This window comes from Streptomyces alanosinicus (genome assembly GCF_014650595.1).
GTDB lineage: Bacteria > Actinomycetota > Actinomycetes > Streptomycetales > Streptomycetaceae > Streptomyces > Streptomyces alanosinicus.
In genome coordinates this window covers 41,716-55,887 of record NZ_BMVG01000026.1, presented here as the reverse complement: position 1 = coordinate 55,887, position 14,172 = coordinate 41,716, and the positions used below count along the sequence as shown (strand labels likewise).

Below are 14,172 nucleotides of genomic sequence, written 5' to 3'. Positions count from 1 at the left end.
ATGGAGGCTCAGTCTGTAGAGAGCCCGTCGGTACCCATGTCGAGTCGCATCGCGTCGCGGACAGCCGTGAGCGCTTCCATCACCTCATGAAAAGCGAGTTCGTACCCATCGGCTCCGCCCCGGGTGCCGCGTATGGTCGCTTCCCTTGCCCGACGCACGCTACGGAAGTAGTCCAGGGCTGGCTCGACAACGACGCGCGGGGCGAACACCTCCAGCTGGTATCGGGTTTCATAGCACCTTGCGAAGCTCTGCCGGGCCGCGACCGTGCGCTCAGCCTCCGACATCGTGCCCTCGAGAACGATGAGCTGAAGCTCGTTGCGCGCCTGAGCGAGCACCCCGAGGTAGGCCCCGTACAGCTCCCTCTTGCTCCGCCTCTCCTGGGCTCGCGCCTCACGCCGTTCCTTTCTTGCTTCAACCAGCAAGGCGGAGACCGTCGCGATCACAGCACCGAGGAGTGTGGCGAGGAGCGGTGTCCAGTCCATAGCGGCAAGGTAGGAGACAGCACCTCGTACGGACAGACCACCCACTGGACAACGCTATGCACGGGTTCTCCGGTTCAGCGGGCGTGGACCGGTCGGGACAGAATGACCGGTACCTGTTCGTCCTCCGGCTTGCGGACAGGCGAAGCAGCCCAGTATGGAACGGCCCCAGGCTTTCGGCCCAGATGGCAGGTCGGCCTGTGGCGTTCTCGTTTGGGTGACATCCCGCATGCGGGAGCGTTTCTGCTGGTCATGCCCTCTGCATGGTCAAGAATTCCTGGTGTCGCGCCGCCGTCACGATGGTTGCTGCCGCTATCGCTGTGCTGGTCCCGGCAGCAACCGGAGCCGCCGTACCCGCCGCTGCAAAGCCGTCCTCCGCAGCCCCGCACCGGCTCCCGGCCACGCTGCCGGAGCCACCGTCCGTCGGCGTGGTCCGTGTCGAGCTGGCCGGGCTGAACGTGGAGGCGCCGCATTCGATGGCCGGCTACAGCCGGGCGAAGTTCCCGCACTGGATCAAGCAGTACGGGGAGTGCGACACCCGCGAGGTCGTCCTCGCCCGCGACGGCCAGGACGTCAAACAGGACGAGATGTGCCGGGCGATCTCGGGGACATGGTTCAGCGAGTACGACGCCGCAATCTTCCACAACTCCGGTCAGCTCGACATCGACCACGTCGTCCCCCTGGCCAACGCCTGGCGCTCCGGCGCCGACACATGGACCACCCCCGAGCGCAGGCACTTCGCCAACGACCTTGTCCACTCGCAGCTGATCGCGGTCTCCGCCCGCAGCAACCGGCAGAAGGGCGACCAGAGCCCCGACCAGTGGGCACCACCCCGCCACGCCTACTGGTGCACCTACTCCCGTGCCTGGACGGACATCAAGCACCTCTACCACCTCAACGTCACCGAGGCGGAGAAGGCCAAGCTCACCGAGATGCTGGACACCTGCCCCGCATGACCACCGCCGACAACCAGGACACCCCAGCCGCCGGCCACGCACGGGCGAGCGAGGACCACACGATCGACCTCGACTACCCACCAGAGAACTTGAGCCTGTGGGACATCACAGAACTCCAACCGCCCTGCGACGACATCCTCGGCGAAGGCCCCGACACCGTCCTCATGCCTGAGGCCGATCTCGACACCGACACATGGCTGCGCACGGTCCGCGCCAAGGTGAAAGAGCATCTCCACGACCGCACCGGCCACGTCCAGGAGCCGCACCACATGGCCCAAGAGCCAAGCCCACCAGAGACCACAGCTTGCGAGCGTATGGAGGCCACCTGGTACATCGACGACGTCGTCGCCGGGCCCGGCGGGGTGATGACCTGCGAAGTCGGCGTCATCACCGGCGAACTCACCGTCCGCACCTACCTGGACTACGACGGGCACAACGCGCACGTCACCGTCCAGTACACCGGCGCCGAGGAATGGTACGAACTCCAAGGCAGCCCCGTAGCCCTCCCGGCAGACGGCCTCGCCACCGTCCACAGCACGGTCGTCGAGGCCATCCGTGCAGGCGGCCCGGCCTGCGCTCCCGGTCCAGGACGGACGTAGCCCGCACCCTCACGGCTTCCTGGCCTCGGCTGTCCGCCGGACATACCGACGGGCGGCTCCGGGACGAAGCGTGCGTCGCAGTGAGGTGCGCCGGGGCTCAACCACCCAGCAGCGCCTCACTGAGTGGGCGTTTAGGGATGTTAAGTAGAGGTGCGTCACCTTTGAGGTCAGCGGCTTTCAGGATGCTTTGCTCCGTAGGAGTGCATTCGCACGCTCCGAGGCGGCGATCGGAGCGCCCGTTTAGTTCGCACATGCCGCCCGGATTCCGTCTGGCTTAGTAATGGGATGGAAGCTCCCTGCTTGTAGGGAGCTTCCAGGAGTTTCGGGCCATGCTCGTCGGCGGCAAGTCCTGACAAAGCGTGTTGAAAGGGTCAGTGCGAATCAACATCAAACGCCCAGTCAGAACCCATCTCTGAACCTCGGCTTGTTCCTTAATATCGGGCTCAATCACGTTCGGTCAGTGTCGCGGGGGGCTTGACGGTTTGCCCGCGCCATGGCGGGTGGCGGGGTGCTGGTTCTTGGAGCCGGGCGGAACCCGGCTCCCTCCGGGCCCTTCGGGACCTGGACGAAGGAGGACGACCAGGAGCGGGAAGGGCCCGAGGCCGAGCTCTGGTGCTGAGTACCGAGTCGGACGGCGCGAGACCCTGGAGACGTGGCCCGTGTCCGGTACTGCCCGAACTACGGCGCCCGGGTCCCCCTGGAAGGCTCGGGGGAGGAGGCTGCCCGGCACGTGAATACGCTCCCGCGCGCGGGCATTGCGCCCCTGTCCTGTGGTGATGTGGCACCGCACACTGTGGCTGCACGCCTCGGCCACCGCTGGCAAGGGAGGCTTACGTGGTTGACGTACCGCGTGACTGCTCGACAATCCTCGTGCAGAGCTCATCCATAGTGAGGCCGTTGATCCGTTCAAGGATCAGCGGCCTTCTTCCTGAGGTCCGGCATGTCGCCGGGCTGCACTTCGGCTGGTGGACCGACGACCGTATCCCGCTAGACGTTCCGGCGGGCGGCAAGGCCCTGCGGCCGGCGCTGGCCCTCCTGGCCTGCCAGGCCGTCGGCGGCTGTGTGGAGGCCGCTTGTCCGCCGGCGGTAGCCGTGGAGCTGGTCCATAACGCCAGCCTGCTGCACGACGACATCATCGACCACGACCCGCTGCGCCGTGGCCGCCCCGCGCTGTGGAGCTTCAAGGGCCTGCCCGCGGCCCTGCTGGCCGGGGACGCCCTGTTCTTCGCCGCGGTCCAGACCCTTGCCGAGGCACCCCGCCCCGACAAGTCCATCCTCATCCTGCTCGCAAGCGTCCAGGTCCTGATCGAAGGCGAGTACCTCGACACTCTCGTGGACGCCGGCACCGGCACGAGCGAAGACCGGGCTCTGGCCGTCGCTGCCGCGAAGACCGGTGAGCTGATGGGCTGCGCCTGCCACCTCGGCGCCCTCGCCGCGGGCGCCGCACCCGAACGCGCCCGGCATCTGCGCAACTTCGGGCAACGGCTGGGAACCGCGTTCCAGTGCGCCGACGACCTCCTGGGCATCTGGGGCGACGAACAGCACACGGGCAAACCGGTGTGGTCGGACCTGCGTGAGCGGAAGGTCACCGCCCCGGTCGCCGCCGCGATGGCCGGACACACATCCCAGGCCCGGGCCCTGCGTGCCCTCTACCAACAGGGCGGCACGCTGAGCGAGGACGACTGCCGCCGGGCGGCGAAGCTGATCGAAGAGACCGGGGCGAAGGAAGCCACACTGCGCCGAGCCCGGCGTCACGTCGCCGACGCCCTGGAGCACCTGTCACTGGCACGTCCGGAGGCAACCACGGCCAGCGAGCTGGCCGCTCTCGCCAGCCTCGTCACCGACCGAGACCGGTGACGGCCCTACTCCGGGGCATCGCTCCCGATCAACCACACCACTGTGTTCACTGCCATCGCGAGGACACGATGAAGCACTCGACCGTCCACAAGGGCTCTCTCCCGCAGCCACGTGGCCTTCAGGCCTGCCCTGGCCTGCGTCGGGGAACGTCTGTTCGCCTTCCGGAAATCCCCGACCCGTTCGCAGTGGAGCCGCACCCCGACTGGCTGGAGATCACCCGGGCGTGCAACGAATGGACTGTGCACCGGCTGTGCCGGGGCGATACCGCCCTGGCCACCGACCTGATCGGCGCGGGCACTGGACCGTATGTCTGCGAGTCCATCCCCAAGGGCCTGCCCGAACGGCTGCTGGACTTGTGCAAGCTGAGCGTCTGGTGGTTCGGCCTTGACGATGAATTCACCCGGATCAGATGGGATCTGTCTACAGGAGAACGGGAGAGGACAACCCGTCTGCACGCCAGGGTCGAGGAGATCTGGGCTCTGGCGACCGGCGCCCGCAAGGACGACGACCTTTGGCCCGGCGATGTCGTCCGCGAGATCTTCCACACCATGATCGGACGCGTCGCTCCGAGCCGTGCCAGCTGGCTCATCGACGTCCTCGGCAGCTGGCAGCAGCGCGGAGCCAAGCTCGATCTCGACCAGACAGCCCATCGTGACGACTCGATCGAGGCGTTCATCCCCAACCGCGCGGTGGACAGTGCCTGCCCGACCTTCGCCAGGCTCATCGAATACACACTGGGCATAGAGGTCACGGAACACGAGCGGACCGCTGAACCGGTCCGACGGTTCCTCGTCACCATCTACGAACTCTGGTTCCTGCTCAATGATCTCTTCAGCTTCCGCGCCGAATGCTTCGCCGACCAGCACGACAGCACCATCTGCTTCCTTCGCCGGGTCTACGGCATCTCCCTTCAAGAAGCCGTGGACTGGACAGCCTCTCGCATGATCGCCGCACAGCAGCAGAGCGTCGAGATCCTCGACGAGATCAGCCGGAGCGACCTCGGCACATCCGACGACCTGATGCTGCTGCTGCGCACGTATCAGCACACCGCTTCAGGCACCTACCACCAAAGCCTCAGCGCGCAGCGCTACCACGGCCGAGGATTCCGCTGGAACGGCGCTCGCTCAGGCACCATCGTCCTGCATCCCGACCTCACAGAGTTCCCCCCACCCCCCAAAGCACAGCGCCTGTACCCCGCTACCAGCCAGGAACGGTATGACGCCCTCTCCTGAACGGCGTCATCCCCACCTCCTCCGACCCGAAGGTCTGAGAACCCGTCTTTGAACTGCTCTGATGGCCGCCGACGAGCCGATGCTGGTTGTTGCCCAGGCGGCAATGCGGCGCCGCGTAGTCCAGGAAGCGGAGTGCCCAGAACGAATCGGTCGCCGTGACCGATTCGCCCCGCAGTCCGCCACCTCATCAGCGGACTGCAGGGCGAAGGAACGGTCAGGGGGCGTCCCCGACGGGCCGGGCTCCGACCCGGCGCTCCCTACGAGCCGCTGGGCACGGTACCCACGACGTCGCGGAGCCAGTCGGCGTACTGGTGGGCGTGGGTGTAGATGCCAAAGCCGTCCGGCAGAGCGCAGGTTGGGTTGCCCTCGGGGTTGGCGCCGTAGGAGAGGATCCCGGCCAGGTACCGGCGGCCGCCCTTCTCGATGGTCAAGGGCCCGCCGCTGTCACCTTGGCAGGCGTCGGCGCCCGGATGGTAGGAGTTCTCGGTGCAGATGACCGGGCCGTTGGCGGACCGATAATCGTGCTTGACGCGGTCGCAAGCCTTGGGCTGGCCGACGTAGACGTCAGCAGCCATCAGCCTGTCCGACAGGTCGGAGGAGCCGGGCTTCGTCGCGCCCCAGCCGGAGACGGTGAGCCGGAAGGCGACCGTCGTAGAGCGGGATCGTCTCCACGACCCCCTTCTCCATCTGTAGCGGGGGGATCTCGACGACAGCGATGTCGTTGTCCACCGTCGCCTCGTCGAAGTGCGGGTTGACGTCCACTCGCCTCGCCGTCACCACGCGTTGCCGAGGGCCCTTGTTGTCTCCGAAGAGGACGAAGACCTGATGTGGGGCGTAAGGCCTGCCCTGGTCGATCATGCAGTGTGCCGCGGTGACCACGACGTTTGGCCTGATAAGGCTGCCACCGCAGTGCCCCTTCGCATCGAAGGCGAAGGTCCGGAGCTGAACTGCCCAGGGGGCCGCCCGCTGACATTGCCGACCTTCTCCGTACTCGGCACCACGCCCACCCCCTGCCAGGCCGGAGTACGGCCCCATGGCCGTAAGAGGGGAAACTCCGGCCAGCCCGGTACTGGGCAGAATCCGCCAGCCGTCCCACACCCGAAAGGCGCGCCACCACAGCGCGTGGAGCACCGGAAAGCTCTCCGCAAAACCCTCTGCCTTACCGCTGAGACCCCACTGCCTGGAGGGCCCGATGCGCACCACGCCCTCCAGCGAGGCGTAGGAGCGAGATCATCAGAGGTTCAAAGATGGGTTCTGAGCGGCCAGGACTCCGGTCAGTTCTTGCAGCCGTCCAGCATCGACGACAGTGCCGACTTCTCCTTGTCCGTGGTCGTCAGCTTCCACACCGACTTCACGTGCGTGTAGTCCTCGGCATACGTACACCAGAACGAGCGGTTCGTGGGCTTCCAGTCGGCCGGCCCACTGTCGCCCTTCGCCGAGTTCGACGACTCCGACGCGATCAGCAGCTGCGGGTCTTTGAGGTCGTTGCCGAAGGCCTTGCGCTGATCGGCGGTCCAGGTGTCGGCGCCGGAGCGCCAGGCCTCGGCCAGGGGGACCATGTGGTCGATGGTGGCCTTGGCGACATCGGTGACCGTGGTGTCGTCGTAGACGGAGTACCAGGACCCGGATGCCGGCTGGCAGTGGTCGGGCTTGTCCTGGACGTTCTTGCCGTCACGGGCCAGCACGTCCTGGCGGGTGGTGCAGCCGTCCGACTGGGTGGCCCAGATGTCGAACTTGTCGCGGGCGTAACCGTTCATCGAATGCGGCGCGGCCACCTTCAGCGCCGACAGTTCCCCGCGGGCGGTCGCCGACGACGGCGGAGCGGGAGGATCAGCCAGAGCCGGAGCAGCAGCGATGCCGATCAGGAGCAGGGCGGCGGCGGGCAGGCCGTAGAAGGCGCGGCGCATGAACTCTCCAAAGATTGTGGGGGGTTGGAGATGCGTGTATGAGGAAACCGCAACGCCAGCATCGTGCGCTACGCGCGTCGACCGGATACGAACAACTCCCACACAGCCCTTTCACTCCCTGGGCACGCCCCCGGGTCGAGCCTGGCGAGCCGAAGAGCGAGGTCCGTGCAGTGCCGCTTCTCGCCCGACGGAGAGGGGCTTGAGGATCAGCGGGAACGTGATCGTGCTGGTGATCGTCTGCGTCGTGCTCACGTCGCCGTCGCAGGTGGGGAGGGTGACGGTGGGCAGGACCGCCACCCCGACGGCGGCTGCGACGGTCTTGGCGAGAGCCTTGTGCATGCCGACGGCGGAGGCTGGCCAAGGGCGAACTCGTCGAAGCCCTCCCCGCCAAGGGGCTGGCCATCCTCAACGCCGACGACCCGCTGGTGGCCGGCATGGCCCCCCCCGTTACCGCACCCGCGCCCAGGTCCTGACGTTCGGCACCACGCAGGACGCCGACGTACGGGCGATGGACGTGACGCTCGACCCGGCCGGCCGGGCCTCCTTCACTCTCGTCGCCGCCGGCCGCGACGCACGGGTCAGCCTGAACCTTCACGGCGCGCACCACGTGTCCAACGCGCTGGCCGCGGCGTCCGTCGCCATCGGGCTGGGCGCCGATGTGGACAAGACCACGGACGCGCTCTCCCGCGCGGTGCTGGTGGCGTCCGGACGCACGGAGGTCACCGACCGGCCCGACCACGTACGGGTCATCAACGACGCGTTCAACGCGAACCCCGATTCGATGAAGGCAGCGCTCACCGCCCTGGAAGCCATGAACAGCGGGCGGCGGACCATCGCGGTCCTGGGAGAGATGAAGGAGCTCGGCGCCGACGGCACCGACGGGCACCGGCAGGTCGGCCGCCTCGTCGCCGCCTCCGGCGTGGACGTGCTGATCACGGTCGGCGGCGCCGACGCTCAGGCGATGGCCGACGCCGCCCAGGAGAACAACCCGAGCCTGAAGGTGGTCAGCGCCCGCGACCGGGACCACGCCCTGACCGTGGCCCGCGACCTGACCGAGCCAGGGGACATCGTCCTGGTGAAGGGCTCCCACAGCGTCGGGCTGGAGCACACCGCCGAACGGCTGGCCCAGCCCGACACCATGGCCGGCGACCGCTAGACAGCGGTCAGCGGTCGGGCCGAAGACTTACGACCTTGGGGGCAATTGAGCTGAGTCATATCCTCTGATGGATCTTGCTGGCGCGATGGCGCGTCCTCCATCGCGAGTCATGCCTGGCTGCCGATGGCGGCCTGTGGGGGAACCAGTCGGGTGGGTACAGGCGTCCAGAGGGGCATGGATCAAGGTTTCCGGTTGCGTGAGGCGAGTGCCGAGGACGCCGACGTCCTTGCCGACGTGCACACCCGGACCCGGACCGCGTACTACACCGCGGGCGGCATGCCCGAGGAGGAGCTCGCCGACCCGAGTGCTTGGGGAGAACGGCGCGACGCCTGGGCGCGGGTGCTGGCCGCGTCGGCGCGCGCCACGCTGGTCGCGGAAGACTCGGACGGGACGGTGGTCGGGCTGCTCACTGCCGGGCCACCGCACCACGAAGACCTGGACGCCTCGACGTACTACGAGCTGTACCAGATCGGGGTACTGGCGCACGCCTGGGGGCGCGGGGTGGGTGGGGCCCTGCACCGGGAGTTCGTTGCGCTGGCCGCGGCCGCCGGCTGCACCGAGGGGGTGCTGGAGTGCTGGGCGTCCAACACCCGTGCGCAGCGCTTCTACGCCCGAAACGGGTGGCGGCCGGACGGAGCGCGCCGTCCAGGACCGCTGGACCATGACTACGTCCGACTGCAGCTGAAGCTCGTATCGCACAGTTTCTGAGCGGGCTGACGCAATGTCAGAGGCGGGCGGCATGATCGGGAGATGTGACGTCCGCCCTGAATCGTGCCGCCCTGTCCCATCCTGCCTTCACCGGGATCTCCCGCCAACACTTCGCCGAGCTGGTTGTCGAGTTGGCGCCACGCTGGGAGGCTGCGCGGGAGTCGGACCGGGCCGAGCGGCGTGGGGGTGTTCGGAAGCGCCTGGCCAGGGCGGGACTGAAGGTGAAACTGGTGTTCACCGACCGGCTGCTGGTCACCCTGATCTGCCTGCGTCACCAGCTGCCGCACGCCGCGTTGGCGGAGCTGTACGGGGTGGACCGCTCCACTGTCTCGGCGGCGGTACGGGAGATACGGCCCCTGCTCGAGGCCCGCGGCTTCACTGTCCCCGACCGCCCCGGCATCCGGATCCACACCCTGGAGGACCTGTTCGCCTACGCGGCAGCCGAGAACATCGAGCTGCGCATCGACGGCACCGAGACCCAGGTACGCCGGCCCCAGGCTCACCGGCCCAGCCGTGTGGGCGGTCACGGATTTGGCTCTGTCCGCAGTTCCGGATGCTGTTGGTGATCTTCACTCGGTGGAGTGAAGTCTGACGACCACGCCTGCGTTGATCTCCTTGTAGTGCTGCCCTGGTGGAAGCGGGGCGGTTTTTGGCGGTCGGAGGGGTGGCCGCGGTGGTGATGGGTTCGGGGTTGGGGCGGGTGATTCCGCCATTGACGGTTCGGATGGCGCGGGCGAGCAATCCTCATGGCACGCCCAGCCCCCTCGGACTGGACGTGGCTCTGGTGGCTGCCGGATCGGGCAGGGCCATCAGCAGGCTGATCAGCGTGACACGGCTGACCGCCACCGGGAGGACCGCGGCGACACGGGCTCCGGCCCGGCCTGCCAAGGCCAGGGCAAGCGCCACCAAGAGGCTGTGCAGCGGCGGGTGCGGCGTTGGTATCGGATGGTCAGGCCGTCGACCTGCTCGACGAACGTGCAGCGCGAGCAGGCACGTTGGTCACAGAACAGCCGGCGCACCGACAGGTCGATGACCACCGGCCGCCCGGCGACGGCGGTATCGGCGAGATGCCTTTGGTAGCGGCTATGCACTCGGCGTGCGGAAGTCCTGCAGTCCGGGCAGACCACCACCCGGCCTTCCGGAGTACGCGAGGTGACATGCACCGTGCCACCCTCCACGAACACCCGCTCCACCTGTACCAACTTCAGATGCGGGAACACTATGTCCAGAAGCTCGTCACACATACATGACGATGCAAGGAATATGACGCTACGTCACTCATCACGAAAATCTTGCCTGAACCGAATTCAGGAAGCGCCATCACTGGCTAAATCCCGGCCCGTCGGCGCCGTACTGCCCCACCAGACGACGGGCAGCGGCTCATGATCCCAGCCTGTACCAAAGGAATGGGCGGTGATGCCGGAGCGGGGCGGTGGTGCTGCGTAGGGGCGGATGCGGCCCGTTTCCACGAGGACTTGCTCCGGGTCGCAGCGCGACGCCGAGGCAAGGACCACGAGTCCGGCCAGCACGATCGTGATGACCGCTTCCGTGGTCCGGGTCCGTTACGGCGGCTTCGGTGAGGTCATGAGCGGCCGCCTCTTTGGTCGCTGGTGACGATGCCGGGGGTCTGGCGCGGTTGACGGGACGCGACGGGGGCCATGGTGATCGCCAGGTCGCCCGTCACGAGGAGGGGCGGGTCGTCGCCGCGAATCAGGGCGGAGAGGCCGGGGAGGCGGCGGGGACGCTGCTGCATCTGGGCGTAGCGCCGTCCCTGGGCGTCGCAGTTGACGCGGACCTGCTCCGGAGGGCAACCGCCACCAGGATCCTCCTCGCCAACCTGCCGATGATCTGCGACGTTGCGATCCTCGGTCGCCCTGGGGGAACCGCCACGCTGGCTGCGCCGCAACGCCGCCAGCTGACACGAGGGTTGCGATCCTCGGTCGCCCCGGGGGGGGGGGGCAACCGCCACGCGGTCGGCCTCGCGGTCGATCCGCTGCACCAACTCGTTGCGATCCTCGGTCGCCCCGGGGGGCAACCGCCACACCACGAGACCGTTCGCGCGGCGTACAAGGAGCTGGAGTTGCGATCCTCGGTCGCCCCGGGGGGGCAACCGCCACACGAGCGCCATGTCCAACCTCGGCGTCCTGTTGCTGGTTGCGATCCTCGGTCGCCCCGGGGGCAACCGCCACCCGTCGTGGTCGACGTCGACCCGGTCAAGCGCGGGTTGTTGCGATCCTCGGTCGCCCCGGGGGGGGCGACCGCCACCAGTCCCGGGGTGTCCAGTGCTCGACCATGGCGGCGTTGCGATCCTCGGTCGCCCCGGGGGGCGACCGCCACCCCGATCGGCGTACCGTTCCGAGTGTCGAGCACGGTTGCGATCCTCGGTCGCCCCGGGGGGCGACCGCCACGCCCGCACTCCCTGTCTCATGCGTCCCCGGAAGAGTGGTTGCGATCCTCGGTCGCCCCGGGGGGCGACCGCCACCCGACCCGGCTCGGGTCACTCCGGACACACACCCTCAGTTGCGATCCTCGGTCGCCCCGGGGGGGGCGACCGCCACCGTGCGACGGCTTGGCTTTGTCCTTGTACTCGTTGCAGTTGCGATCCTCGGTCGCCCCGGGGGGCGACCGCCACTTCGAGTTCGGCGGTCTTCACGCCCTGGATCTTCGCGTTGCGATCCTCGGTCGCCCCGGGGGGCGACCGCCACATCTCCTGGTGCGCGGCCGCGCGGGCGGCGGCCAAGTTGCGATCCTCGGTCGCCCCGGGGGGCGACCGCCACGTTGCCGAGGAAGATGTTCTCCGCGATGGAGAGGTGTTGCGATCCTCGGTCGCCCCGGGGGGCGACCGCCACCCTATGGCGGTCGTCTTCCGGGACGGCCGAGGATCGCAACCACCCGCGCCAGGTCCTCACCCGTGAGCAGATCCTATGGCGGTCGTCTTCCGGGACGGCCGAGGATCGCAACTTTCCCGCACCGCGCTGTTCGACCAGGCCGGTCGCCATGGCGGTCGTCTTCCGGGACGGCCGAGGATCGCAACTTCTCGACGAGCCCGGCGCCGACCAGCTCCTCGAGATGGCGGTCGTCTTCCGGGACGGCCGAGGATCGCAACGTTGTCAAGCTCGAGGACGAAGGCCACCACCTCGCCGAATGGCGGTCGTCTTCCGGGACGGCCGAGGATCGCAACGGCGCACCGAGGCCGGACTCGCGCAGCGTCCACTCATGGCGGTCGTCTTCGGGGACGGCCGAGGATTGCAACTGTCTGCCCGACCGGGTGACCGAGGCCGGCGCGATCATGGTGGTCGTCTTCCGGGACGGCCGAGGATCGCAACGGCGAGAGCGCTGACGCCGACGTCCAGCTGCTGTCCGTATGGCGGTCGTCTTCCGGGACGGCCGGGGATCGCAACCGTCAGCACAACGGAGCGGTGGCCACCTTCATACAGATGGCAGTCGTCTTTCGGGACAGTGGTCGGCAGGCGGGGGCTCCGGGGCCTCTTCGTCCCTTGCGAGGGGCACAGCAGGTGCTCAGGGTTTCCAGGTCTGCAGGAAAGAAGCGATCCGGGCCGCGCTGCAGCGCGGATCGTTCAGCTCGTGGGCGAGCGCGGTGAGCTGCTCACGGGTGGGGCTGACCGGGATGTTGCTGGCCTCGAGATACATGACCGCGACGGCACAGGCGACGGTGAGGTTGGAGCGTTCCAGCCAGCGGCAGCGGCCCAGCGTGTGTACGAGAGCGGCGGCGCGGGCGTAGGCGCCGTCGTAGACGGGTGTGTCGAAGAGTTCGCCGCGGTGGCGGGCGACGGCGGCGATGGGCACGCCGTAATCGTCTGCGGCCGGGTCGCGGCGGCCGGCCCGTTCCGCCACTTCGAGGATCCAGGATTCGTCGACGTGAAGGATCACGCGGCGGCGCCCGGCTGCCGCTGGTCGTACGGGGTGTCGAGTTGCTGTTCCAGATCGTCGAGGAACGCGCCGTGCTCATCGATGAACCGCTGGGCGGCCGCCATGCCGGCGGCGCGGGCTCCCGTGGTGTCCTCGATGATGAGCCGCTCCACGTACTTGTTGAAGTCCAGTCGGCGGGCACGCGCGGCCGCCTTTCCGGCCTCCAGCACGTCCCCTTCCAGCCTGACCTGTGTCTGCTTCTTCGTGGAAGTCACACTTGTAGGGTAGCAGGGTGGTAGCAGGTTGGCGGGGCGGCTCGCGTCGCGCAGCATGCAAGGCGCGCTGGTGATGCTGCGCGGCATGCGGAATGCACCACGGGCCACGCCTTGCAGTGAAGACTGGGCAAGATCAAAGCCGCTGCGTTCGGGCATCTGCTTATCAGGCCACCCTCCCGGCAAGCTCCTGGACGCGGTGATGGGCGCACACACTGCGGGTTGGCAGGGGCTGGCGGCTGCACAGGACGTCACCGTCGCGGCCCGAGCACATCACGCTGGCTGACCCGGGTTCACGGCCGAAGCGGCCCGCGGGGCCGAGGTGCGCAGGTCGGGGCTCGGGTTTCGTTGTTCGTCTTCCTGCCGAGTCGGCCGCGGTGTGGGCTTTTGCTGTCCCGGCTTCGCTTGAGCTCGAAGGACCCGTCCGTTGCGGCGACCATGACCAGCCCGTCCCAGAGCTGGCCGGCGGCGTCGCCGCGGGGGGCCTGCCGGAGCGCGGGGCCGGACGGGGCCGTTCCTGCGATATAGCCGCCCCCAGGACCGAGCACAATCTCTTCTTGAACGCCGCGGACCGGAAACGTACGCGCCACCAACGGCAACAGACCCGTACAAGCAGAAACGTGGCGAGACAGCCGACATCTGCGACTACGCTCCTGTGCGTTCGCCACGTCCGCGAGCATGCTTCGGAACCTCAAGTGCACACGCAACACGCGAACCGCACCGAAGCCGAACAACCTATTTGCCCTATTTTTCTTACCTCAACGGCTTTCCAAGAAGCATCAACTACAGTGACCTGGCTGGTCAGTCAGCAATGGCGGTCGTCTTCCGGGACGGCCGAGGATCGCAACACGAAGCCCTCGGTGTCCTCCCGCAGGGCCTTCGGGATGGCGGTCGTCTTCCGGGACGGCCGAGGATCGCAACGCGCTGATCGCCTTCGCGCAGGCTCGGGGGATCGCGCATGGCGGTCGTCTTCCGGGACGGCCGAGGATCGCAACGCCGTACGGGCGCGGCATGCTCGATCAGGTCCGCGGATGGCGGTCGTCTTCCGGGACGGCCGAGGATCGCAACCCCGCTGTTCGTCGGCCTCGCCGTCATGCTGTGCGCATGGCGGTCGTCTTCCGGGACGGCCGAGGATC

The 14,172-nt window shown here is 68.1% G+C and carries 15 protein-coding genes, 1 pseudogene and 2 CRISPR repeat arrays (1 of these 18 only partly in view); of the genes and pseudogenes, 7 read left to right on the top strand and 9 right to left on the bottom strand.

Annotated elements, in window-relative coordinates; all coding sequences use genetic code 11:
* Positions 1–8: 8 nt before the first annotated feature.
* The gene (locus IE277_RS33885) at positions 9–482 is read right to left on the bottom strand and encodes a hypothetical protein (protein ID WP_189957563.1); all 474 of its coding nucleotides are present in this window, start codon (positions 480–482) and stop codon (positions 9–11) included.
* A 296-nt stretch (positions 483–778) separates the two neighbouring features.
* Between IE277_RS33885 and IE277_RS33880 the strand changes: the two genes are divergently transcribed.
* From IE277_RS33880 to IE277_RS33865, 4 genes are all read left to right on the top strand, one after another.
* A complete protein-coding gene (locus IE277_RS33880; RefSeq protein WP_229882161.1) occupies positions 779–1,435 on the top strand; it encodes an HNH endonuclease family protein in 657 nt (218 codons plus the stop codon).
* Positions 1,432–2,034 carry a hypothetical protein gene (locus IE277_RS49305; protein ID WP_308433444.1) on the top strand — a complete coding sequence of 201 codons (603 nt, stop codon included), beginning with the start codon at positions 1,432–1,434 and terminating at the stop codon, positions 2,032–2,034. The genes IE277_RS33880 and IE277_RS49305 overlap by 4 nt, the downstream gene beginning before the upstream one ends.
* An 897-nt stretch (positions 2,035–2,931) precedes the next feature.
* Positions 2,932–3,891, top strand: coding sequence for a polyprenyl synthetase family protein (locus IE277_RS33870; protein WP_189957561.1), 960 nt, complete (start codon positions 2,932–2,934; stop codon positions 3,889–3,891).
* A 68-nt stretch (positions 3,892–3,959) separates the two neighbouring features.
* A complete protein-coding gene (locus IE277_RS33865) occupies positions 3,960–5,123 on the top strand; it encodes a terpene synthase family protein (protein WP_189957560.1) in 1,164 nt (387 codons plus the stop codon).
* A gap of 257 nt (positions 5,124–5,380) precedes the next feature.
* Here the strand turns inward: IE277_RS33865 and IE277_RS48980 are convergent, their stop codons facing one another.
* The 4 genes and pseudogenes from IE277_RS48980 to IE277_RS33845 form a co-directional block, all read right to left on the bottom strand.
* Positions 5,381–5,836, bottom strand: coding sequence for a trypsin-like serine protease (locus IE277_RS48980; protein WP_268252686.1), 456 nt, complete (start codon positions 5,834–5,836; stop codon positions 5,381–5,383).
* Positions 5,826–6,158: pseudogene (locus tag IE277_RS48975) on the bottom strand (trypsin-like serine protease); the annotation flags it as partial. The gene IE277_RS48980 and the pseudogene IE277_RS48975, both read right to left, overlap by 11 nt.
* A 239-nt stretch (positions 6,159–6,397) precedes the next feature.
* Positions 6,398–7,030 (bottom strand): HNH endonuclease family protein, encoded by a 633-nt coding sequence (locus IE277_RS33850; RefSeq protein WP_189957557.1) that lies wholly within the window; start codon positions 7,028–7,030, stop codon positions 6,398–6,400.
* A gap of 111 nt (positions 7,031–7,141) precedes the next feature.
* On the bottom strand, positions 7,142–7,369 hold the full coding sequence (locus IE277_RS33845) for a hypothetical protein (RefSeq protein ID WP_189957556.1): 228 nt from the start codon (positions 7,367–7,369) through the stop codon (positions 7,142–7,144).
* Between the two features lie 169 nt (positions 7,370–7,538).
* On the opposite strand from IE277_RS33845, the gene IE277_RS33840 reads away from it, so the two are divergent.
* From IE277_RS33840 to IE277_RS47870, 3 genes are all read left to right on the top strand, one after another.
* Positions 7,539–8,186: a glutamate ligase domain-containing protein gene (locus tag IE277_RS33840; protein WP_189957555.1), complete on the top strand. Its 648-nt coding sequence runs from the start codon at positions 7,539–7,541 to the stop codon at positions 8,184–8,186.
* Positions 8,187–8,360: 174 nt separating this feature from the next.
* Positions 8,361–8,894, top strand: a complete 534-nt coding sequence (locus IE277_RS33835; RefSeq protein ID WP_229882160.1) for a GNAT family N-acetyltransferase — start codon at positions 8,361–8,363, stop codon at positions 8,892–8,894.
* A gap of 44 nt (positions 8,895–8,938) precedes the next feature.
* A complete protein-coding gene (locus IE277_RS47870) occupies positions 8,939–9,460 on the top strand; it encodes a helix-turn-helix domain-containing protein (protein WP_229882159.1) in 522 nt (173 codons plus the stop codon).
* Between the two features lie 255 nt (positions 9,461–9,715).
* Here IE277_RS47870 and IE277_RS33825 read toward each other — a convergent pair whose 3' ends face one another.
* From IE277_RS33825 to IE277_RS49750, 4 genes are all read right to left on the bottom strand, one after another.
* Positions 9,716–10,138 carry a transposase family protein gene (locus IE277_RS33825; protein ID WP_189957554.1) on the bottom strand — a complete coding sequence of 141 codons (423 nt, stop codon included), beginning with the start codon at positions 10,136–10,138 and terminating at the stop codon, positions 9,716–9,718.
* A gap of 1,608 nt (positions 10,139–11,746) precedes the next feature.
* Positions 11,747–12,295: a CRISPR direct-repeat array (repeat unit 37 nt; unit sequence ATGGCGGTCGTCTTCCGGGACGGCCGAGGATCGCAAC).
* A gap of 118 nt (positions 12,296–12,413) precedes the next feature.
* A complete protein-coding gene (locus IE277_RS33820) occupies positions 12,414–12,785 on the bottom strand; it encodes a fic family toxin-antitoxin system, toxin component (protein ID WP_189957553.1) in 372 nt (123 codons plus the stop codon).
* A complete protein-coding gene (locus IE277_RS33815) occupies positions 12,782–13,039 on the bottom strand; it encodes a hypothetical protein (protein WP_229882158.1) in 258 nt (85 codons plus the stop codon). The genes IE277_RS33820 and IE277_RS33815 overlap by 4 nt, the downstream gene beginning before the upstream one ends.
* Before the next feature lie 290 nt (positions 13,040–13,329).
* A complete protein-coding gene (locus tag IE277_RS49750) occupies positions 13,330–13,716 on the bottom strand; it encodes a mycothiol-dependent nitroreductase Rv2466c family protein (protein ID WP_373310949.1) in 387 nt (128 codons plus the stop codon).
* A 131-nt stretch (positions 13,717–13,847) separates the two neighbouring features.
* Positions 13,848–14,172: direct repeats of the CRISPR family, unit length 37 nt; unit sequence ATGGCGGTCGTCTTCCGGGACGGCCGAGGATCGCAAC; it runs 2,110 nt beyond the window's last position.